At 69.8% G+C, this 20,674-nt stretch carries 22 protein-coding genes and 2 tRNA genes; 12 read left to right on the top strand and 12 right to left on the bottom strand.

Translation table 11 applies throughout. From position 1 onward, the window contains the following. Positions 1-70 precede the first annotated feature (70 nt). From APQ99_RS08545 to APQ99_RS08525, 5 genes are all read right to left on the bottom strand, one after another. Entirely contained in the window at positions 71-2,257 is a 2,187-nt protein-coding gene (locus APQ99_RS08545) for an amino acid permease (protein ID WP_136361445.1), read from the bottom strand. Beyond that, positions 2,244-2,708: an NAD-binding protein gene (locus APQ99_RS08540; RefSeq protein ID WP_136361444.1), complete on the bottom strand. Its 465-nt coding sequence runs from the start codon at positions 2,706-2,708 to the stop codon at positions 2,244-2,246. Before APQ99_RS08540 ends, APQ99_RS08545 begins: the two co-directional genes overlap by 14 nt. 107 nt (positions 2,709-2,815) lie before the next feature. Then, positions 2,816-3,298 carry an Lrp/AsnC family transcriptional regulator gene (locus tag APQ99_RS08535; RefSeq protein WP_010902895.1) on the bottom strand — a complete coding sequence of 161 codons (483 nt, stop codon included), beginning with the start codon at positions 3,296-3,298 and terminating at the stop codon, positions 2,816-2,818. A gap of 59 nt (positions 3,299-3,357) precedes the next feature. Beyond that, positions 3,358-4,749 carry a methyltransferase gene (locus APQ99_RS08530; protein ID WP_136361443.1) on the bottom strand — a complete coding sequence of 464 codons (1,392 nt, stop codon included), beginning with the start codon at positions 4,747-4,749 and terminating at the stop codon, positions 3,358-3,360. Continuing rightward, complete coding sequence (locus tag APQ99_RS08525; RefSeq protein ID WP_136361442.1) at positions 4,739-5,476, bottom strand: prephenate dehydrogenase/arogenate dehydrogenase family protein; 738 nt, start codon at positions 5,474-5,476, stop codon at positions 4,739-4,741. The genes APQ99_RS08530 and APQ99_RS08525 overlap by 11 nt, the downstream gene beginning before the upstream one ends. Before the next feature lie 107 nt (positions 5,477-5,583). On the opposite strand from APQ99_RS08525, the gene APQ99_RS08520 reads away from it, so the two are divergent. Beyond that, positions 5,584-6,954, top strand: coding sequence for a PAS domain-containing protein (locus tag APQ99_RS08520; protein ID WP_136361441.1), 1,371 nt, complete (start codon positions 5,584-5,586; stop codon positions 6,952-6,954). Between the two features lie 15 nt (positions 6,955-6,969). On the opposite strand, the gene APQ99_RS08515 is transcribed toward APQ99_RS08520, so the two are convergent. Next, the gene (locus APQ99_RS08515; protein WP_136361440.1) at positions 6,970-8,145 is read right to left on the bottom strand and encodes a M24 family metallopeptidase; all 1,176 of its coding nucleotides are present in this window, start codon (positions 8,143-8,145) and stop codon (positions 6,970-6,972) included. A 121-nt stretch (positions 8,146-8,266) separates the two neighbouring features. Between APQ99_RS08515 and aroA the strand changes: the two genes are divergently transcribed. Then, positions 8,267-9,559: a 3-phosphoshikimate 1-carboxyvinyltransferase gene (aroA, locus tag APQ99_RS08510; protein ID WP_136361439.1), complete on the top strand. Its 1,293-nt coding sequence runs from the start codon at positions 8,267-8,269 to the stop codon at positions 9,557-9,559. 72 nt (positions 9,560-9,631) lie between these two features. Here the strand turns inward: aroA and APQ99_RS08505 are convergent, their stop codons facing one another. Further along, positions 9,632-10,699, bottom strand: a complete 1,068-nt coding sequence (locus APQ99_RS08505; protein WP_136361438.1) for a guanosine monophosphate reductase — start codon at positions 10,697-10,699, stop codon at positions 9,632-9,634. Positions 10,700-10,812: 113 nt separating this feature from the next. Between APQ99_RS08505 and aroC the strand changes: the two genes are divergently transcribed. Beyond that, complete coding sequence (gene aroC / locus APQ99_RS08500) at positions 10,813-11,997, top strand: chorismate synthase (protein WP_136361437.1); 1,185 nt, start codon at positions 10,813-10,815, stop codon at positions 11,995-11,997. A 34-nt stretch (positions 11,998-12,031) separates the two neighbouring features. Here aroC and APQ99_RS08495 read toward each other — a convergent pair whose 3' ends face one another. Continuing rightward, positions 12,032-12,238 (bottom strand): hypothetical protein, encoded by a 207-nt coding sequence (locus tag APQ99_RS08495; protein ID WP_010902888.1) that lies wholly within the window; start codon positions 12,236-12,238, stop codon positions 12,032-12,034. Positions 12,239-12,413: 175 nt separating this feature from the next. Between APQ99_RS08495 and APQ99_RS08490 the strand changes: the two genes are divergently transcribed. Next, complete coding sequence (locus APQ99_RS08490; protein ID WP_136361436.1) at positions 12,414-13,046, top strand: uracil-DNA glycosylase; 633 nt, start codon at positions 12,414-12,416, stop codon at positions 13,044-13,046. 13 nt (positions 13,047-13,059) lie between these two features. On the opposite strand, the gene APQ99_RS08485 is transcribed toward APQ99_RS08490, so the two are convergent. Continuing rightward, the gene (locus APQ99_RS08485) at positions 13,060-13,260 is read right to left on the bottom strand and encodes a hypothetical protein (RefSeq protein ID WP_136361435.1); all 201 of its coding nucleotides are present in this window, start codon (positions 13,258-13,260) and stop codon (positions 13,060-13,062) included. Positions 13,261-13,348: 88 nt separating this feature from the next. On the opposite strand from APQ99_RS08485, the gene APQ99_RS08480 reads away from it, so the two are divergent. Further along, positions 13,349-14,110, top strand: coding sequence for a DUF2064 domain-containing protein (locus APQ99_RS08480; protein ID WP_136361434.1), 762 nt, complete (start codon positions 13,349-13,351; stop codon positions 14,108-14,110). Positions 14,111-14,257: 147 nt separating this feature from the next. Here APQ99_RS08480 and orc8 read toward each other — a convergent pair whose 3' ends face one another. Next, complete coding sequence (orc8, locus tag APQ99_RS08475; RefSeq protein WP_010902884.1) at positions 14,258-15,451, bottom strand: DNA replication protein Orc8; 1,194 nt, start codon at positions 15,449-15,451, stop codon at positions 14,258-14,260. Positions 15,452-15,761: 310 nt separating this feature from the next. Between orc8 and APQ99_RS08470 the strand changes: the two genes are divergently transcribed. From APQ99_RS08470 to APQ99_RS08465, 3 genes are all read left to right on the top strand, one after another. After that, positions 15,762-15,844 (top strand) — tRNA-Ser (locus APQ99_RS08470). Positions 15,845-15,926: 82 nt separating this feature from the next. Beyond that, positions 15,927-16,061: a hypothetical protein gene (locus tag APQ99_RS12945; protein WP_274546369.1), complete on the top strand. Its 135-nt coding sequence runs from the start codon at positions 15,927-15,929 to the stop codon at positions 16,059-16,061. Between the two features lie 81 nt (positions 16,062-16,142). Further along, positions 16,143-16,466, top strand: a complete 324-nt coding sequence (locus APQ99_RS08465) for a DUF5785 family protein (RefSeq protein ID WP_010902883.1) — start codon at positions 16,143-16,145, stop codon at positions 16,464-16,466. A 57-nt stretch (positions 16,467-16,523) separates the two neighbouring features. Here the strand turns inward: APQ99_RS08465 and udk are convergent, their stop codons facing one another. After that, entirely contained in the window at positions 16,524-17,201 is a 678-nt protein-coding gene (gene udk, locus APQ99_RS08460) for a uridine kinase (RefSeq protein ID WP_136361433.1), read from the bottom strand. 139 nt (positions 17,202-17,340) lie between these two features. On the opposite strand from udk, the gene APQ99_RS08455 reads away from it, so the two are divergent. From APQ99_RS08455 to APQ99_RS08440, 4 genes are all read left to right on the top strand, one after another. Then, entirely contained in the window at positions 17,341-17,949 is a 609-nt protein-coding gene (locus tag APQ99_RS08455) for a CBS domain-containing protein (RefSeq protein WP_244288989.1), read from the top strand. A 102-nt stretch (positions 17,950-18,051) separates the two neighbouring features. Further along, complete coding sequence (locus APQ99_RS08450) at positions 18,052-19,248, top strand: phosphoglycerate kinase (RefSeq protein WP_136361431.1); 1,197 nt, start codon at positions 18,052-18,054, stop codon at positions 19,246-19,248. Further along, positions 19,245-19,727, top strand: coding sequence for a GNAT family N-acetyltransferase (locus APQ99_RS08445; protein ID WP_136361430.1), 483 nt, complete (start codon positions 19,245-19,247; stop codon positions 19,725-19,727). Before APQ99_RS08450 ends, APQ99_RS08445 begins: the two co-directional genes overlap by 4 nt. An 11-nt stretch (positions 19,728-19,738) precedes the next feature. Beyond that, positions 19,739-19,812, top strand: a tRNA-Thr gene (locus APQ99_RS08440). Positions 19,813-19,848: 36 nt separating this feature from the next. Here APQ99_RS08440 and APQ99_RS08435 read toward each other — a convergent pair. After that, entirely contained in the window at positions 19,849-20,601 is a 753-nt protein-coding gene (locus tag APQ99_RS08435) for a ribonuclease H-like domain-containing protein (RefSeq protein WP_012289293.1), read from the bottom strand. Positions 20,602-20,674: the final 73 nt, after the last annotated feature.

Raw genomic sequence — 20,674 nt, 5'->3', positions numbered from 1 at the left:
AGCCGTCGGCGCGACGGCGAAAGAGCGTTTCGGGAAGCGGCGGGCAGTGGCTGCGGGGCGGCCCGGTGGGTCAGAACACGAGTCGTTCGGCGAGCCGCCGCAGCAGACCTGGCTGGCGGGACTCGTGGGGGTAGACCGTGAGTTCGGTGCAGTCGGCGGCGGTCTGGGTGTGGCTGCCGCGGCCGCCTCGGACGCGGCGGTGAGCGCCCGTCCGGACGACCAGGTCGGGGGCGGTCTGGTCGCCGCCGTCCGCCCGGAGGTCGGCGGTTCTGACCGGTGCCGACAGCAGGCCGGCGAGCTCGTCCTGGTAGGCGTGGACGGTCTCCTGGCGTTTGTCCGGGTGGTCCGCGGACAGCGGGAACTGGAGGGTCACGGTGCCGCCGGCTGCGCCGGCGACTGCGTCGGCGACGGCGACGGTCGCGGGATCGTAGGGGCCGCCGTCGCCCTCAAGCACGACGTTCTGTGGGGCGTCGTAGCCCCGGTTCTCGACGAGCAACACGTCACAGGGGGCGTGTCGCACCACCCAGTCGATGGGGTCGCCGAGCAGCCGCGAACGCAGCCGCAGTCGCTCGTGCTCGGCGACAACCGTGTCGACGCTGCGCTGCTCGGCGACGTTCAGGATGGCGCGTTTGGTGTCGTGGCTGACGACTTCGCCGTACGTGATGTCGACGTCGAACTCCGTGGAGAGCCCTTCGGTGCGCTCCTCGAAGCGTACGTCGGCCGGCGACTGCACGTCGGCGGCGTGGTCGAGGGGTGCTTGATCGGGCACCTCGTCGAACCGGACGACGACGACCTGCCCGTCCTCGTTTCGGGCGCGGTCAGCAGCCAGCGAGAGCAGCGCGCGCTCGCGGTCGGCGCTGGCCTCACGGGTGAGCGCGACCAGTACCTCTGGGCCACCCGCCTCGGCCCCGGTGGCGTCGACGAGGGCTTCGGTCTCGGTCAGCACATCGCGGCCCAGCCGCCGTCGCACCACGTCCGTCGCAGCGCCCTCGCGGCGGACGCGAGGCCGGGCGTAGACGCGGTACCAGACGACGCTGCCGAGCGTGATGACGGCCGCGCCGGCGATCGGGACCCACCCCATCTGCGTGAGCAACGCCAGCCCACTGAGCACGCCGAAGCCCTGCATCCAGGGGTACAGCGGCGACTCGAAGTCGGGGTCGTAGTCGGTGGTGCCGGTGCGGAACGCGACCAGCGCGAGGTTCACGAGCACGAACACGAGGATCTGGAAGGCGCTGGCGAGCTTCGCGATGTCGAGGATGGGGACGAACGCGATGAGCGCGAGGACGACCGCGCCGGTGAGCGTGATGGCCGTCGTCGGTGTGCCAAAGCGGTCGTGGATCTCGGCGAACGTCGGTGGCGCGAGCTGGTCGCGGCTCATCGCGAACGGGTACCGCGACGAGGAGAGGATGCCGGCGTTGGCGGTGGAGACGAGCGCGAGCACCGCGGCGGCGATGACGGCGTAGACGCCGGCGGTGCCGAGGGTGGCGTCGGCGGCCACGGCGACCGGGGTGGCCGAGCCGGCGACGGCACCGGAGTCCGTGACGCCGACCATCACGGCGACGATGCCGACGTACAGCAGCGTGGTGAACGCAAGCGAGCCGAGGATGCCGAGCGGGAGGTTCCGGTCGGGGTTTTCGACCTCCTCGGCGACGCTGGCGACCTTCGTGACGCCCGCGTAGGAGACGAACACGAGTCCGGTGGCGGCCAGCAGCCCCTCCCAGCCGCCGGTCAAAAAGCCCTGGAAGTTCGCCTGCTGGACCTGGCCGGCGCTGCCGGCGACGAACCACCCCAGCGCGGCGAGCATGAGCGAGACGATGACGGTTTGGAGCCGACCGGTCTGTTTCGCACCGAGCAGGTTCACGACGATGAGGAGGGCCGCGAGCCCGAGCGCCACGGGTTGGACGGGGAGGTCGAACAGCAACACGAGGTAGGGGACGCCGCCGACGAGTGCGAGCGCGCTTTTGAACGACAGCGAGAACCACGTGCCGACGCCGGCGACGGTGCCCAGAAGCGGCCCCATGCCGCGCTCGATGTAGATGTAGGTGCCGCCGGCTTCCGGCATCGCGGTCGCCATCTCGGATTTCGAGAGGGCGGCCGGGACGACGAGCAGGCCGGCCAGCAGGTACGCCACGATGACCGCCGGGCCGGCCATTTTGAGCGCGAGCGCCGGCAGGATGAAGATGCCGCTGCCGATCATTGCGCCGACGCTGATCGCGAACACCGCGCCGAGGCCGAGGTCTCGCTCAAGCGTTTTCATTGCTGTGGTGGGTGCTGGCTCGCGGGGCCGGGTGTGAGTCGACGGTGGCGGCCGCGAGCGCGTGCGGGGTGGTGATGATGTCGGCGTCGAGACGTTCGAACGCGGGGGATCGTGACGGTGTGGTGATGTGGACGATGAGGTGGGTGGGATCGAGCCGGCTGCGGGCGAGTTGCGCGACCAGCAGGGAGTTGGCGTCGTCAACGCACATGACGACGACCGTGTGTGGCCGGTCACCAGGAACGGCGCGGAGGGCGGTGCCGTCCAGGGCGGGAACGACGTGGACGGTGAGTGAGTCCGGTGTGTCGGCCGGTGGTGGGCTGGTCGTGATGTGTGTGACGGGGGAGTCGTACGCGAGCAGTCGTGTGGCGACCTCGTGGCCGGTGTGGCCGCCACCGATGACGGCCGTCGGTGCGTGTGTCGGCGTGTCGGCCGTGGTTGTGGTGTCGGGCATGGGTGGTGTGCGGCGTCGGTCCGGGTTCGCCGCCTATCCCATCGGTGGGGACAAAACTATATAAAATAACCGCATTATCTGCTATTCCGTCCCAAAGAGAGAGTATATTATTCAGTATCGTTTGCAGACGGTGTCGAGAACCCATCGAACGGTCCCGCGTGTACGCTCCGGATGAGGTCCTCATCGGCGACCTCCAGGCCCAACTCGTCGAGATCGCGGCCGATCCGGCTGAGGTCGTCACTGTCGGCCCCGACGGCGAACACGTGGATGTTCTCCGTCCCGGTCATCACCTCTTCGACGCGCACCACGCCGGGCACGTCGACGGCCGCCGCCGCCAGCTCCTCACGCTGTGGCACCGGTGCCGTACACACGATGAGCGTGTACAACTGATAGCCCGCCTGTTCGTAGTCCACGTCGGCGTGGTAGCCGGTCAGAATCCCGCGTTCTTCGAGGCGTCCGATGCGGTTGCGGACGGTGCTCGCCGATACGTCGGCTTCGTCGGCGATGTCCTGGGAGGACGTGCTTCTGGCGTCCCGCTGGAGTGCGTGTAGGATCGTTCGGTCGAGGTCGTCGAGCCCGTCGAGTGTCATGACTGGTAATCCCGACGGCCCGTAAAAAGGTCTGTCGCAGTCACCGCCGCTGCCCGGCGTCAGACGGCGTCGACAACCGTCTCCTCGTCGACGACCAGGTTGTACGCGTCCTCGTCGTCGTTCCAGAGCACGAGGGCGTCCTCGATGGACACCAGGTCGCCGTAGTCGGCGGCCTCGATGCCGCCGTTCAGGCTCGTCGGTCGAACCAGCACGGCATAGCAGTCCGTCGTCTGGCTGCCGTCGCTCACCCTGAAGACGGGGTTGGCGTCCGCGCCGGCGAGGTTCCGAGAGAGCTTGGCCACGAGCAGGTCGGCGCGATCGGTCACCCGGTCGTCGGCGTCACCCAGCGCGAGCAGGCGGTCGCCGGACAGCTCGACGGCGTGCCGGCGGCGGTCGTCGCGGCGCAACAGCGAGTACGAGAACCGCACGTCGGTGTGGCGGAACTCCCCGGGGTCCTGGCTGGCGTCCGCGAGCCGCGACTGCACGGCGGGCACCTCGACCGCGGGCCGCTCGTCGAACGACCACCCGCTGTCGGTCGGCCGGCGATCCGGCCAGAGCCGCGGCGTCGGCCCGTACACGGTAAACGGGTCGTCCTCGACGGCGCGCTCCACCGCTCGGAGGTGCGTGCTCGTGTGTTTGTCCGCGGGCGCGAGCGCGAGAGCCGTCCCGTCGGCGGCCATCGCATCGGCGTATTTCCGGAGGACCGACGCCGCGTCGGCGAGCTCCGAGAGCACCGAGCACGCCAACACGAGGTCGTACTCGCCGTCCGGCTGGAAGGACTCGGCGGTCTCCCGGTGGATCGTCGTGTGGACGTTGCGCGGGGTTTCGGCCAGCAGTGCGTCGAGCACGTCGGCGGCGGCGCTCGGCTCGACGGCGTGGTACTCCACCAGCGCCTCGTCGGGCAGGAAGTCGAACAGCCCCACCGCCGGCCCGCCGACCCCCGCGCCGAGGTCCAGCACACGGAGGTCGTGGCCGAGCAGCCCATCACGGGCAAGCCCCGCGAGCACGTACTGGACGGCCGCGTAGTAGCCCGCCAGATGGTAGACCGCGTACCCCAACGCGACCTCGCGGTCGTACTCGACGGGGTTCCGGCGGTAGTAGTCGTCTTTGAACCGGCGGATCGTCTCTCGGAGGCTGTCCCCGGTGTCCCCGCGGTGCCAGTCCGGGCCGTACGCCGCGGTGAGCTCCGCCTCGACCACGCGCTCGTAGCGCTCCGGGAGCGCACTCACGCCGTTGAACGGCGGCCCCACTGGCTCCTCGGGTGGCACCACGAACGTTCCGTTGGCGCGCTCGATGATCCCCAGGTCGGCGGCCTGCTCGCGGAGCACCTGGCGCACGACGGCTTCGTGGGGCTGCCCGGGGACGTACTCGCGCAGCGCCGCCGGGTCGAGGGGGCGAACGCCACGGAGGTATTTCGCGGCGTCCCGGACCGCCCCGCGATCAACTGGCATCCTCGTACACCTCCGCGAACGCGTCACCGTCGCCGGCCGCCGCAGCCGCGATGCGGTCGGCGGCAGCGGCGACCTCCTGGCTCCCCCCGAACGCCGATTGAATGTCGGCGTACACGCCCGGCGTGCCACCGGTGACCCGGTCGGCGAGCCGCGATAGCTCCTCGTAGACCGGGGTTGCGAGCGCGTCCGGCACGTCGTCGGCCGCCAGCGCGAACGCCAGGATCGCGGCGTGAGTCCGCCCCTGGATGGTCTCCATGGCGTCGTCGTGGACGGCGGCTGGAACCTCAACCAGCTCGTTGCCGGCGTCGGCGAGCCAGCCTCGAAGCCGGTCGACCGTCGGCCCGCCGTCGCCGTCGGTCACCGCGATGCGGCCCGGCGCGTGCGCCGGCGCGAACAGCGGGTGAAAGCTCGCGCGCTCGACGCCGGGCGGCCCCGCCGCGGCCATCGCCGCCAGCGGCTCGTCCATCACACCCGTGAAATCCACGATGGCGCGCTCGGCGGCGGCGGCGTGAGCGTCGATCGCGGCGCCCGCAGCGCGCATCGGGACCGCCACCGCGACGACCGCGAACGACGCCGCCGTGTCCACGGCGACGGCGCGCGCGTTCTCGGTGGCGTCGGCGGCGGCCACGGCGCGCTGTGGGTCGGTATCGGCGAACGCCACTGGCGCGGCGACCGTCTCAGCCACCCAGCGTCCGACCGCGCCGGCCCCGACAACGAGTACCTCCATTGACGCGAGTGTAGCGTCCCGGCTGCTAAAAGGCGTTCGCACCCGATCCGGCCGGGTGCGGGATTTTTTTCACCGTTGGGGTGTTCGGTTTCGGTGTGTTGGGCGACATGCCGCGGATCGACGCGCCGCCACGCCAACGACAGTGGGCGGTCGCCGCGCTCGGCGCGGTGCTCGCCGCAGCCAGCGTGGCGCACTTCCTGTTACACGACGACTACGAGCACCCGGTACGCGTCGCCGCAATGATCATCCCGACACTTGGGGTGTTCGGGTACGGGCTGTGGTTCTGGCTGCTCGCGTCGTCGGTGCCGCGTGGCGACGCGGTGGCCGTGTGGGCGGTCGGCGGCGCTGGCCTCGTGCTCGCGCTGGACCTGTGGGCGGTGTTGGCCGGCGCGTACGGCGCGATCACGGTCCAGCACGTGGTGATCCAGCACGCGAGCTTCGGCGCGCTCGGCGGCGCGGTCGCGGGAACGTACGCGGAGCGAGACCGGTGGCGGGGGCGCTCTCGGGCGCGACTGATGGCGGCGCTTGACTCCGCGATGGACGGCATCGCAATGATCGACGACGCCGAGCAAACCGTCCAGTACGCCAACGCGTCGTTCACCGGCGGCACGGACGCGGAGCGCGTCCGCGGACAGTCCTGGCAGTCGCTGTACCCGTCCGAGAGCCACGGACCGATCGCGGACGCACTCGTGGCCCTCGACGACGGCGACCAACAGCAGTGGCAGGGGATCGTGACGGCCTGCGGTGCGGACGGCACGACGTACCCACAGGAACTCACGATGACCGCGGTCGCTGACGGCTACGTCTGGGTGTGTCGCGACGTGACCGACCGCCGCGACCACAGCCAGCGGCTGCGCGTGCTCCGGCGCGTGCTCCGCCACGACACGCGAAACGCCCTGAACGTGGTGTTGGGGCGCGCCGACCGCATCGAGTCCAGGCTGGGCGACGAGGACGACGCCGCGGGGCAGGCGACGCACGAACCGGATCTCGCCGCGATCCAGGACGCAGCGACGGGGTTGCTGGAGACCAGCGAGAAGTCGCGCGCGCTCGCCGATGCGCTCGCACGCGGCGACGCCGGCACGGAGTCGGTGGCCGACATCGTGCGCACGGAGGCGACGGCGGTTCGGGACGCCCACGCCGAGACCGCCGTCGTCGTGACCGTCGAGGCGGACGCGGCGGTCGACGAACGGCTGCGACTCGGGATCCGTGAGCTGCTGTCGAACGCCGCCGAGCACGCACCGACCGACGCCCCGCGCGTCGAGGTGTCGGTGACCGGCAACCCCCTGGCCGTTCGCGTCCACGACAACGGCCCTGGGATCCCGGAGGCGGAGCAGCGCGTGCTGTCCGGGCAAGCCGAAACGCCCCTGAAGCACAGCTCCGGGGTCGGGCTCTGGGTGGTCTACTGGATCGTCAGGCAGACCGGCGGCACCGTCAGCGTCGACGACGGCGATATCGTCATCACGCCGGCAACGCAGTGACCACCGGGGGCCGTGTCAGTCGGTCAGCGCGATCTCGTAGTCGGTGAGGTTCTCGTAGCCGTCCTCGGTGACGACGACGATGTCCTCGATGCGGACGCCGCCCTCGCCGGGCTCGTAGAGGCCGGGCTCGATGGTGATGACGTTGCCCGCGTGGAGTTCGTCGCCGCCCTGAGAGACGGCGGGCATCTCGTGGACGTCGAGACCGACGCCGTGGCCCGTGGAGTGGATGAACCCGGACTCGGTGTCGGGGTCAGCGAAGACGTTCGGGTAGCCGTGGTCGTCGAAGACGTCGATGACCGCCTGATTGACCGCCTCGCCGGTGACGCCCGGTTCGATGGCGTCCAGCGCAGCCTCGAAGGCTTCCCGGGTGACCGCGTAGCGCTCCCGGTGGGCGTCGCTCGGGTCGCCGTTGGCGAACGTCCGCGTCATGTCGCTGTGGTACTTCGAGTCCTTGCTCCGCGGGAAGATGTCGACGACGACAGGGTCGTCGGCGGGCAGCGGGCCGCTGCCGCGCTCGTGGGCGTCGGCGGCCTGCGCGCCGCCAGCCACGATGGTGTCGTCGAGCGCACAGCCGTGGCGCAGCAGCTCGATCTCGATCTCCTGGCGGACGTACTCGCTGGTCAGGGGCTGACCGTCGTCACGCACGAGGACGCCGTCCTCGCGGTCGGCGCCCCGGATGAGTTCCTCGGCGCGCGCCATCGCCGCCTCGTTCGCGCGCTGTGCCTCGCGGACGTGCTCGATTTCCGCCTCGGTTTTCGTCGCGCGGATGTCCTCGACGACGTTGTCCTCGTCCGGTTCCACGGTGATCTCGTGGTCGCGGAGCGCGTCCGCGGTGCCCACCGGGAAGCGCTCGCCGACCGCCAGCGACTCACAACCGAGGTCCGCGACGAACTCGGCGAGTACGCGCTCTTTGGCCGCCCGCGGGCCGTACTCCTCTCGTTTCGCCTGGAGGTCGTAGTCCGAGTGGCGGGCGACGACATCCGCGCGGGCCGCCTTGCTCGCGCGACCGTACTCCAACGGGGAGACGAGCACGCCGGTCTGCGCGGGCGTGTACACGGCGAAGAAGGGGTCCGGTGCGTCGAAGCCCGCGAGGTAGTAGAGGTCGGAGTTGCTGTCGTCGTCGTGGAAGGCGTAGCCGTCGACGCCGCTGTCCTCAAGGAACTCGTCGAGTTGCGAGAAGTCGGGGTCCATGCCCGGAACTGTTCGGGGCGACGCCTAAACGCTACCGCCTCCGGAACCGCCGCCCGCCCTCTGCCGCGACGGCGGTGCCGGCGCCGGAATCCTCATGCCGTGGGCCGCCCTCCTCGCCGGTATGCACGCGACAGTCTCGCCGTCCCGGGTACGGGGGCGGGCGCGCGCGCCGCCATCAAAGAGTTACACACACCGCGCGCTGCTCGCGGCGGGGTACGCGGACGGGGAGACGGTCGTCCGCGACCCGCTGGTGAGCGCGGACACCCGCGCGACGGCGCGCGCCGTTGGGCTGCTGGGCGGGGCGGCGACACGCGAGAACGGCGACTGGGTCGTGACCGGGTTCGGGAGCCGGCCCGCAGTCCCGGACGCCGTCATCGACTGCGCGAACTCGGGGACGACGATGCGACTCGTGACGGCGGCGGCCGCGCTCGCCGACGGCACAACCGTCCTGACCGGGGACGCCTCGCTGCGCGCTCGCCCACACGGGCCGCTGCTGGACACGCTCTCGGGGCTCGGCGGGACGGCGCGCTCGACGCGCGGGAACGGCCAGGCACCGCTCGTCGTTGACGGCCCGGTTTCCGGCGGCAGCGTGGCGCTGCCCGGTGACGTCTCCTCGCAGTTCGTCACCGCGCTGCTGATGGCGGGGGCCGTGACCGAGACCGGCATCGAAACCGACCTGACGACCGAACTGAAGTCCGCGCCGTACGTCGACATCACGCTGGACGTGCTGGACGCGTTCGGCGTCAGCGCGAGCGAGACGGCCGCCGGCTACCGCGTGCCAGGCGGGCAGGCCTACGCCCCGTCGGGCGCCGAGTACGCCGTCCCCGGGGACTTCTCGTCGGCGTCGTACCTCCTGGCCGCGGGCGCGCTCGCCGCCGCGGACGGAGCGGCGGTCGTGGTGGAAGGGATGCACCCGAGCGCGCAAGGCGACGCCGCCATCGTCGACGTGCTCGACCGCATGGGTGCCGACATCGACTGGGACACTGAGTCGGGCGTGATCACGGTACAGCGGTCCGAGCTGTCCGGCGTCGAGGTCGGCGTCGCGGACACGCCGGACCTCCTGCCGACGATTGCGGTGTTGGGTGCCGCCGCGGACGGCACGACGCGCATCACGGACGCCGAGCACGTCCGGTACAAGGAGACCGACCGCGTGGCGGCGATGGCCGAATCCCTGTCGAAGCTGGGCGCGAGCGTTGAGGAGCGACCGGACGAACTGGTCGTCCACGGCGGCGACACCGAACTCTCGGGGGCGAGCGTCGACGGCCGCGGCGACCACCGGCTCGTGATGGCGCTCGCCGTCGCCGGGCTCGTCGCCGACGGCGAGACCACCATCGCGGGCAGCGAGCACGTCGACGTCTCCTTCCCCGACTTCTTCGAGGTGTTGGCGGGGCTCGGCGCGGACGCGGACGGCTGACACACCGGTCCCGCGAACGTCGGTGTGCTGTTCGTCGACGCGCTCGGCGGCCCCCGGACCCACACCGCTGCGTCAGTTGCCGTCGGCAGTCTCGCTCCGAACGAGCTCTTCGACGCCGGCGATGCCGTGGGCACCCTCGCGTTCAGCGGCGCTCGCCGCGACCTGAATGAACTCCGCCTGCTCGCGGGCCGCCGGAATCGTGTGGCCGCCGCAGTAGCTCACACCCGAGCGCACGCCGGCGAGGAACTCGGCGACGGCGTCGGCGAGCGCGCCGCGGTACTGACTCAGGCCGGCGACGCCCTCGTCGGCCGAAATCTCGATGTCCTTGTCCGTCCGGGCGTCGTTGGCGTCCGTCGACGCCATCCCGCGGGACTCCTTGTAGCGCGCGCCGTCGACCCGCACGACGCGGCCCGGAGCCTCGTCGGTCCCCGCGAAGAACGACCCCATCATGACGGTGTCAGCGCCCGCCATCAGCGCCTTCGCGGCGTCGCCCGACGACCGGATGCCGCCGTCCGCGATGATCGGAATGCCGAGGTCGGCGGCGGCGTCGGCGCAGTCGTCGACCGCCGTGAGCTGCGGGACGCCAGCGCCAGCCACCTTCCGCGTGGTGCAGTGGCTGCCCGGCCCGATGCCGACCTTCACGCCGTCCGCGCCCGCGGCGTAGAGATCGCGGACGCCCTCCGGCGTGGCGACGTTGCCGGCGACCAGCGGAACGTCCGGGAACGCCGACGCGATGTCGGCCACCGCGTTCAGACAGACCTCCATGTGTCCGTGTGCGACATCCACCATCACGACGTCCGCGCCGGCAGCCACGACAGCGTCGGTGCGTTCGAGAAACGACTCGTTGATGCCGACCGCAGCACCGGCGCGCTCGCCGGCCTCAACCACCGTTTCGACCTGGCTGGCCTGTTCGTCGATGCTGAGAAAGCGGTGAATCGTCCCGAGTCCGCCGGCGGCCGACAGCGCGATCGCCGTCTGTGCCTCGGTCACCGAGTCCATCGGCGCGGCCAACAGCGGCGCGCCGAGTTCCACGTCCGCGGTCACCCGGGTGGAGAGGTCGACGTCGCTGCGGCTGTCGACCGACGACCGCTGTGGCACCAAGAGCGCGTCCCCGTAGGAGAGCCCAGTTCGGAGGTCCATCGTGATCCGTCACAGTGCAGGCCAGCGCGTTACTTAGTCGTGGCGGGTGCGGTGGGCGGGCTAGAGGGGCGGTGACTGCAAGTCATAAGCCCCTCGGCGCGTATGTTCAGCCAATGAACGGCAACCGGTTCGGGCGGCTGTTCGAAGTGACGACCTACGGCGAGAGCCACGGTCCGGGGATGGGCGTCGTGGTGTCGGGGTGTCCGGCTGGCGTGGCACTCGACGAACGGATGATCCAGGACGAACTCGACCGCCGGAAGCCCGGGCAGTCGATGATCACGACCTCCCGCGGGGAGCCCGACGAGGTTTCGATCCAGTCCGGGCTCCAGGACGGCGCCACCACCGGCACGCCCATCGGGATGACCATCGAGAACAAGGACGCCGAGTCCGGCAAGTACGAACCGTTCGTGACCGCACCCCGCCCCTCCCACGGCGACTACACGTACTCCGCGAAGTTCGGGACGCGCAACTGGGGCGGCGGCGGCCGGTCGTCCGCCCGCGAGACCGTCAACTGGGTGGCGGCGGGCGCAGTGGCGAAGGCTGTGCTGGCGCAGTCTGACCACGACGTGCGGGTGAAAGCCCACGTCAACCAGATCGGGGAGATCGAAGCGCCGGACGTGTCCTTCGAGGACATCCGCGAACACAGCGAGGACAACGAGGTGCGGTGTGCGGACCCCGAGACCGCTGAACGGATGCGGGCGCTGATCGACGACTACCAGGAGCGCGGCGACTCCATCGGCGGGTCGATCTACTTCGAGGCGAGGGGTGTCCCGCGAGGGCTGGGTGCGCCGCGCTTCGACAGCGTGCCCGCGCGCCTCGGGCAGGCGCTGTTCGCGATCCCCGCGACGACCAGCGTGGAGTTCGGCCTCGGGCGGGACGCCCGCTCGGTGGCGGGCAAGCAGCGCAACGAGGACTGGACGGTCGCCGACGGCGACGAGGACCACGTCGTCGCCGACGAGGGCGACCCGATCCCCGCGGGCAACGACCACGGCGGCCTCCAGGGCGGCATCACGACCGGCGAACCGATCTACGGCGAGGCGTCCTGGCACGCGCCGACGTCGATCCCGAAAACCCAGGCGACCGTCGACTGGGAGACCGGCGAGGAGAAGGCGGTCACCGTGACTGGCCGCCACGACCCCTCGCTGCCGCCGCGTGCGGTGCCGGTCGTCGAAGCGATGCTGTACTGCACGATCCTGGATTTCATGCTGCTGGGCGGCCGCATCAACCCCGACCGGCTGGACGGCCACCCCGGCCAGTACGACACCGACTACCACCCGAGCAGTCCGCGCAACGAGTGAGCGCGCCTACCAGTCGCTGCTGGCGCGTGTTCGCTCAATCGATCGCGAACTCGCCCCACTGTTGAAGCACAGCGACCCCGATCAGCGTCAACGCCAGCCCGCCGATCAGACCGGCGATGTTGCCAACCCCGCCGGGGCTTGTCCACGCGGCCGACGCCCCGAGAAGCTCGCTGGCGGATGACCCCACGGTCAGCACGCCGAGGACCAATGCGGGAAGACCGATCGCACGCGGATTCTCCATAGACGGGTGTTCACCCCAGTCGTGCAAAGGAATACCGGCGTGACACACGAGTCGTGTGCTGGCCGACTGTGGCAGAGTTCACACCGGCCGTGTGCTCACCGGCCGAGCGCCACTGTACTCGCGGGGCGTTCGCCAGCGAAGTTGCTTTCCGGGCGGCGCACCGACTGCCGGACGAATGGACGCCGCACAGGAGACCCGCCGGAATCCCTACGGGATGGACGAGGACTGCCGGAACTGCCCCGGCCTCTGTGACCAGCGCGAGCGCGTCGTGCACGGCTACGGCGACGTGGGCGCTGACTTCGTGTTCGTCGCGGAGTCACCGAGCGCCGCAAGCGAGGCCGCGGGCGTGCCGCTTGTCGGCGACGACGCCGGCGAGCGCTTCCAACACATCCTCGGCAGCGTCGGCCTGAACCACTCGCTCCCGTCGAGCACTGAGCCGGAGCTCGCGAACGCGTACGTGACCCTGCTGTCGCGGTGTCGCCACCCCGACCGGGAAGCCACCGCCGACGAACGCACGCGATGCGAGCCGTACCTCAACGCCGACATCCGGATGATCAACCCCGAGGTGCTGGTGCCCGTCGGCCAGCGCGCGCTCACCGAGCTCGGCAAGGAGTACACCACCACCCCGGCGGACAGCCTGGCTGTCACCGAGTTGCACGGCGACACGGTCCGCGGGCGCGGGTTCGAACTGGTCCCGATGATCCATCCCCGCGAGCAGTCGGACGCACAGACCGACGCGTGGATCGACTTCTTCCTGTCGTTCAAGGACACCGACTACCGCCAGACGAAAGGCCGGCGGTCGCGGTAGGCCACCCGTCCGGCTACCAGTACGGGGTTGTCGTGGTGGTCCCCATCACACCCACGCCGACCACGCCGGCGACGGTGGCGGCGGCGACCACCAGCGCCACCAGCGCCGCGACCGATGTCGAGACGGTCGTCGCCGCGGCCACCAGTGCGCCGCCGACCACGGCGCTGATCACAAGCACTGTTCCCCGCGCGAACACACCCGCAGCGGTCACCATTACTGCGTGCTGTGTCGCCCCGCGTCTTAGCCGCCCCGGTCGACCCCGGACCGCGTCGTTCAAGCCACGCCAGCACCCACGCCATACTATGCCTGTCGCCGCCGTACTGGTTGACCCGCCACGTGATGGCCTGGTGTTGCCCACGCTGCCCGACGAAACGCCACTCTCGCCCAGTGAGGCCACCCGCCTCTACGAGGCGATGGTGGCCGACATCCTGCACGCGGTCGCGGAGAGCAACAGCGAGTTGCTCGTGAACTACCGCCCCGACGACCAGCTGCCCGACGCGGTGCCCGACGGCGACGCCGAATCGGAGGTGCGCGCGCTCGTCGAAGACGCCCTGGACGGCGACCAGCATGAAGCCGCGCGCGTGGAAGTGCAAGTCGGATCGTCGCGGTCGGCGCGGGTCGGCAACACGGTGACACACCTCCTGGAGAACGGCGGCGCGCAGTCGGTTGCCGTGATCGAGCCGGACGCGCCGACGCTGCTCCGGAAGGACATCGACAGCGCGACGATGAAGCTCCGCCGCAGCGAGGTCGTGCTCGGGCCGGCGGACGGCGGTGACGTGTACTTCGCGGGATTCACCGAGCCCGTGGACTTCAAGCGCGCCCTGGAAGCGCCGGCCGTCGAGAACGTGAACGCGCGCGCCGTCGACGCCGGCTACGACGTGGACTTCCTCCCGGGGCGGCGACGCATCGGGTCCGCAAGAGCGCTGCAGACACTGGTGGCCGCGATCCGGGCGCGCCACGCGTCGGGGCGGCTGGTGCCCGCCCACACCACCGCGATCATCGAATCACTCGGGCTTCGGGTGGCGGCTGACGAGTCCGGGCTGCCGGCGCTGCGCCGAACGTAGCCCCCCCACCCCGGATTTCGAATGTTGGGCGTGCTGATTGGGTGGGGTGGGGTGTGGGGACTGCTGCAGGATGACAGCAAGTGACACGGTGCGGGCGAACACCCCCACCCCGGATTTCGAGTGTTTCTCCAGAGCACAGCCCGGGGTCTACACGGTCGCGTCGTCGGCGTCCGCGATGGCCTCCTGGACCATCGTGGCGTCGACGTCCAACTCGTACTCGAAGAACTGGCCGCCGCCGCGCCCGTAGTTGCGGTCGTGCTGGCGCAGGAACCCCAACATCGACAGGTCGTTGAGGTGATCGTGAACGCTGCGCTGACTGAGCGGGTCGGAGGCGTACTCCGCGGCGATGTCGGCGTACACCTCGTACAGCTCCTTGGCACGCACTGGGGTGTCGTCCGCGATCGCGGTCTGTGTCACCGCCAACAGAACGTACTGCCCGTGGGTCGTCAGGTCCTTGATCGAGTCCTTGATGCGACCCCGCTCCACGCGCCGAACTGCCGTCTCGACGTCGTCCTCGGTGACCGTCTCGCGTTCGTCCTCGATGGCCACGTTCACCGACTCGCGGAGCAGGTCGATGGCCTGGCGTGCACTCCCCCGGTCCCGGGCCGCAAGCGCCGCGCACTGCGGGATCACGCCGCCCGTGAGCACGCCGCTGCTGAGCGCACGCTCGGCGCGGTCGTCGAGGATCGTGACCAACTCGTTGGCGTCGTAGGGCGGGAACTTGATCTCCCGCTCACAGAGCGTGTCCTGGACTTTCGGCGAGAGGTCGTTGCGGAACGTGTAATCGTTGGAGATGCCGACGACGGCGACCTGTGAGTCCTCGATGTTGCCGTTGGTCTTCGCGCGCGGGAGCTGGTACAACAGCATGTCGTCGTCGTCGAGGTTGTCGATCTCGTCGAGCACGATCAACACGGTGCCCTCGCGGGCTTCGATCTCGTCGAACAGCGCGTTCAGCACGTCGGAGGTGGACAGCCCGGTTGTGAGTGGGTCACTGTCGGTATCCCCACGCAGCTCGTTCACGAGTGCGATCGCTGCCTGATACGACGACGGATGGTGGTGGCAGTTCACTTCGACGCTGGTGACGCTGTCGACGCCGTCCCGGTCGTCGGCCTCGTACTCCAGGGCGTCCATCATGTACCGCGTGACCGCGGTTTTCCCGACGCCGGTTTTCCCGTAGACGAAGACGTTATCAGGCTCCCAGCCGTCGACGACATCCTGGAGGGCGTTGGCGTACTGGTCGATCTCCTCGTCGCGTTCGCGGATCTCCTCGGGCTCGTAGTGGTCCTTGAGGACATCCTTGTTGGCGAACAGCTCGACGCGGTCCCGGAACGGCGTCTTCATCGCTTGCCGAGAGTTTCTACCCACCGTTTCATAACACTTTGGTTCTCGTGTTTCGGCTGTTTCGGGTGTTTTGTCACGACTCGGACCGCGGCAGTGCAAACCGATGGCACGGTGTCACCGATCCCTGCCACCGTTGGGGGGTGGCCCCCGGAGCACACAGTCGAACATTTGCAGATCGGGGTGGGGGAGGGGGTGGGTGGGGTGTCCGCACCGCAAAACACTCGAAATACGGGGTGGGTGGGAGAGCCGACCCCGGGCTCGCCGGACAACGACAGTTTCAACCCTCCCCCCGTTCAATCGCGTCGTGTGCGGTGAGGTGGCAGAGCGGCCTATTGCGCCGGTCTTGAAAACCGGTGGCGTCACGCCTCCTGGGTTCGAATCCCAGCCTCACCGCTTCTCGACGTCTTTCGTGGGCAGTTACGGCACCACCGACAACACGACGTGCTCCTCGCCCGTCCCAGCCCGAGCCACTCGCTTGACCCCGGCCGAGTCGGATCGCGTGCCGCCCACGGCCGGCGAGCCGGCCGCACAGTCGCGCCCCGACCGCTACTGGGAACGGACTGTCGACCGAGCGGTCCTGTTCAATCCGGCCTGGGATTTCGCCGACTAACACTTGAGACTTGGGGTGGGGGACCGCGACCAGCGGCCGGATTGAGAAACCGTTTTGAGGCCAGCGGCGGACCAAGGGAGTATGGCAGAGATGGAAGACCCCTCGGGGCGGGACTGGGTCCACGACCCGGACGGCGAGCACGGCAGCGAGGGCGGCCGCAAGTACGGGCTGGCGGTGCTCTCGAAGATGACCGTGGAGGGCGAAGACTTCCCACTGGACGCCGCCGAGTTCGTCGCGGAGTACGGTGAATACCCGGTTCGGCTCAACCACCAGACGGTCGTGTCGGTGGCGGACATCTTCGAGCACATCGACGCCGACGAGTTCGAGACGAAAGTCGGATTCCACAAGACCGTCGGTGCTGCGCTCCAGGACGCCGACTTCCTCGATTACCACCCCGACGCCTAACGGTCGCCACGCGCTGGGCCACACGGGCCGGCCGGCCCCACCACAGCCGCTGGGGTGCTACTGTGGATTGTAGGTGGCGTCTTCGAAGGCGGTGTCGTCGCGGGCGGCCCACGCCGCCATCTCGGAGGTTTCGGCCTGCACTTTCTCTTCGAGCAGGTTCACCGCGACCGAGTTTGCGCCCTCCGGAATGATGATGTCGGCGTGTCGTTTCGTCGGTTCGATGAACTGCTCGTGCATCGGCTTCACCGTCGAGAGATACTGGTCCATCACGCCTTCCAGTTCGCGGCCGCGCTCGACGACGTCGCGCTCGATGCGGCGCAGGATGCGAACGTCGGCGTCCGTCTCCACGTAGATGTGGAGATCAAGCATGTCGTTGACCGTCTCGTCGGAGAGCGCCAGAATCCCCTCCAGCACGATCACGTCCGTGGGTTCGACAACAACCCGGTCGGCCTTCCGGACGTGTCTCTCGAAGTCGTACTGGGGCATCTCGATCGACTGCCCGGACAGCAAGGCGTCGATGTGTGTGCGAAGCAGCTCCCACTCGAACGCCGACGGGTGGTCGTAGTTGGCGTTCGCGCGCTCCTCGAAGGGGCGGTCCGAGAGGTCCTCGTAGTAGTTGTCCAGCGGAATCAGCGTCGCCGACTCGCCCACGTTGTCGGTGATCTCGCGGGCGACCGTGGTTTTGCCGGCACCCGTGCCTCCGGCGATGCCGATCGCGAACGACGGGATGGTCATTGACACAGCGAACGGCGGCGAGGCGTGTTGAATGCAGCGTTTTGCGGGCTGTACGCCCACCGCTGTCATGGCGGTGGCCCTGGGTCCACCACCGCGGTCCGTGCATGGCTTTTACTACCGTGGTCTGCTATACCGACGTATGAACGATGTGCGCCTCGAAGAGGCACTGTCAGCATCGCGCGTGACTGTCAGCGCGTCCGCGGCGGTGCCCGACGCCGCCACCACGCTTCGCGAGCACGACGCCACGGCTGCGGTGGTGCAACGCGCGGGCGACCTGGCGGGCGTGTTCACCGCCGACGCAGTCGTTGACGCCGTCGCCGACGGCCACGGGCTGGATTCGGTGACCGTCGCCGACGTGATGGCGGACACGCCGGTGTCGCTGTCGGTGGACGCGACGGTTGCGGACGCCATCGACGCCATGGCGCGCACCGGGGACGGGTGCGTGCTCGTCGTGGACGCCGACGCGGAGGCGATCGGTGTCGCGTCGGCCCAAGCGATCGCGGCGCTGGCGGCGACCAACGACCAGCGCCGCGGTTCCAGGCCGCCACTCGGCGGCCCCGATCGGACACCGGTCGGTGCGTCCGGCGGCGCACCGGGCGATCCTCCCGGATCACGTGACGGCGACCCCACGACGGCGGGGGCGAACACGTACTCCGAGCAGGGCGTCTGTGAGCGCTGTGGCGGGCTCGCGGCGGCGCTCGGACGCGTCAACGGCCGGCTGCTGTGTACGGAATGTCGGTCGTTGTGAACGAGCCGCCTGCACGCACCTTTACTCGGTCCCGAGTACTGCCGTTCGGGGCGGCTGTCCGTACGGAAACGCATTTACAGGCACACGCAGTGGCTCCGATACATGGCGATACGGACCCTCGACGACCTGGCGGCGGCCAACCGCGCGATCGGGGTGCGCGTCGACATCAACAGCCCGCTGACGGCCGCCGGCGGGCTGGCCGACGACGCCCGCCTGCGCGCGCACGTCGACACGCTCGCCGAACTGCTGGCTGCGGACGCGCGCGTCGCCGTGCTCGCCCACCAGGGCCGACCGGGCGGCGACGAGTTCGCGCGCCTCGAACGCCATGCCGACCGCCTCGACGCGCTCCTCGATGCGCCCGTCTCCTACTGCGACGCGACGTTCTCCACGGGGGCACGCGACGCCGTCGCCGACCTCGCACCCGGCGAGGCGGTCGTGCTTGAGAACACCCGCTTCTACAGCGAGGAGTACATGACGTTCGCCCCCGAGCGCGCGGCCGACACCGCGCTCGTCGATGGCCTCGCGCCGGCGCTGGACGCGTACGTGAACGACGCGTTCGCCGCCGCCCACCGCTCACAACCCTCCCTGGTCGGGTTCCCGGAAGTCCTCCCGTCCTACGCGGGGCGCGTGATGGAGGCCGAACTGGACGCACTCAGCGGCGTCGCCGACACGCCAACGCCACGCACGTACGTCGTCGGTGGCGCGAAAGTGCCGGACTCCGTGGAAGTCGCGGCCCACGCCCTCTCCCACGGGCTCGCCGACAACGTACTCGTGACCGGCGTGGTGGCGAACGTCTTCCTGGCGGCCACCGGTGTCGATCTCGGCCGGGCGTCGACCGACTTCATCCACGAGCGCGACTACGGGACGGAGATCGCGCGCGCGGCCGACCTGCTCGCGGCGCACAACGACGCCCTCCACCTGCCCGTTGACGTGGCCGTCGAGCGCGACGGCGCGCGGTGTGAACTCTCCACCGACGCCCTGCCCCCGGCCGGCGACGAAGCCGTCTGTGACATCGGCAGTGACACCGTCGACGCGTACGCCGACGTGCTGGCGGACTCCGAAACCGTCGTGGTAAACGGGCCGGCCGGCGTCTTCGAGGACGACCTGTTCGCCGACGGGACGCGTGGCGTCTTCGACGCGGCGTCGGAAGTCGAGCACAGCATCGTGGGTGGCGGCGACACCGCGGCCGCGATCCGGCGCTTCGACATCACCGGCTTCGACCACGTGAGCACGGGCGGCGGTGCCGCGATCAACCTCCTGACCGACGCCGACCTGCCCGCGGTGGCGGCGCTGCGATGACGGTGCGGCCCGCCAGCGGCACGGACATCGACACCGTCGCGGAGCTATGGGTCCAACTGGCCGCCGAGCAACGCGCCCACGGCTCGCACCTGCTGGCCGCCGAAAACCACGCCCAAGCCCGCGACCTGATCGGGCAGTACGTCCACGCCGACGGTGTCGCTGTCACGACCCAGGCCGGACGCACGGTCGGGTTCGTGATGTTTCACACCGAAACCGGGTTCTACGAGACCGACCGCACCCGTGGCGTCATCGACAACCTCTACGTTGCGCCCGGGTTCCGGGGCGACGGCCGCGGGTCGGCGCTGCTCACGCACGCCGAGCGCGAACTCCGATCACGGGGCGCGGACGCGCTGGCAATCGAAGCGCTCGCGGACAACGCGGCCGCCCGCCGGCTGTACGAACGCCGCGGCTACGCCCCCCACCGGGTGACCTTCGAGCAGTCAGTCGAAAACGATACCCACTCAAAGGATGACCCGTAACATCCGGGTGCGCCAAGGGAGCTTGGGTGGTCCAAGCACTCGATTTGTAATCGAGAGTTCGTGGGTTCAAATCCCACCCTTGGCTTGATACGCTGTTGCTTGCGTGCGCCGTCGTGTCGGGTCAGACGTGCGGTTCGAACACGTCCCGGTGGAGGCGTTCGGCCACCGCATCGAGGATCGCCTGGAGGTTCTGCGTGTCGTACTGGTTGTACGTCACCAGGCGGTCGAGCGCGGCTTCATCGTTGTCTTCGGCGTAGCGACGCCACAGCCGGACCGCCTCCCGACCGTCAACGTCGTCGACCTCCGCACGGTCGACCCCGAGGTCGCGTTCGACCTGCTTCAGCCCGCCGGTGAGATCCAGGCGTCGGCACGGATACATCAGGTCCAGGTGGGGGCTGTCCAGTGAGAGATCGAAGTGGTGCTCGAGGAACGGGGCGTCGAAGCGTTTGCCGTTGAACGACGCCACCATGGGCGCGTCGAGCAAGGCCTGTAGGCGCTCGGCCGTGAGGTCGCTGCCGCGGACGAGCGTGGTGGTGTCGCCGCCGCGGTGGACGCTGACCGTGGTGACGACGCTGCTGTGCTGGTCGAGCCCGGTGGTTTCGATGTCGAAGAAGGCGACGTCGTCGGCGACGTTCTCGTAGAGCCGCCAGAGCTCGCCCGACGGCAGCGCGTCGGCGAAAAACGACGTGTTGCCGGCGTCGAGGGCGCGCTCGGCGGCGTCGATGAACGAGTAGATGTTCTCGGCGGTGGCGTCCCCGATGCCGGGGCCGTCGCCGTCGAAGTCAGTCCAGTGTGTGACGCCGTGTTGCCAGAGGCGGCGTTCGGTCCGCTCGCCGACGCCGGCGGCCGGCAGAAACGAGTTCTCCACGCGCATATCCACGGCCTGGGGTGGCTGGCACATAGGCAGCGCGGTCTCCGGGCGGGTACGTGGTGCCGAGCGCTCGGTA

The sequence above is a fragment of the Halobacterium salinarum DSM 3754 genome (assembly GCF_008124605.1).
Lineage (GTDB): Archaea > Halobacteriota > Halobacteria > Halobacteriales > Halobacteriaceae > Halobacterium > Halobacterium salinarum.
Note: the sequence above shows the minus strand (reverse complement) of the source record. Positions and strands in the feature narration are given on the sequence as shown.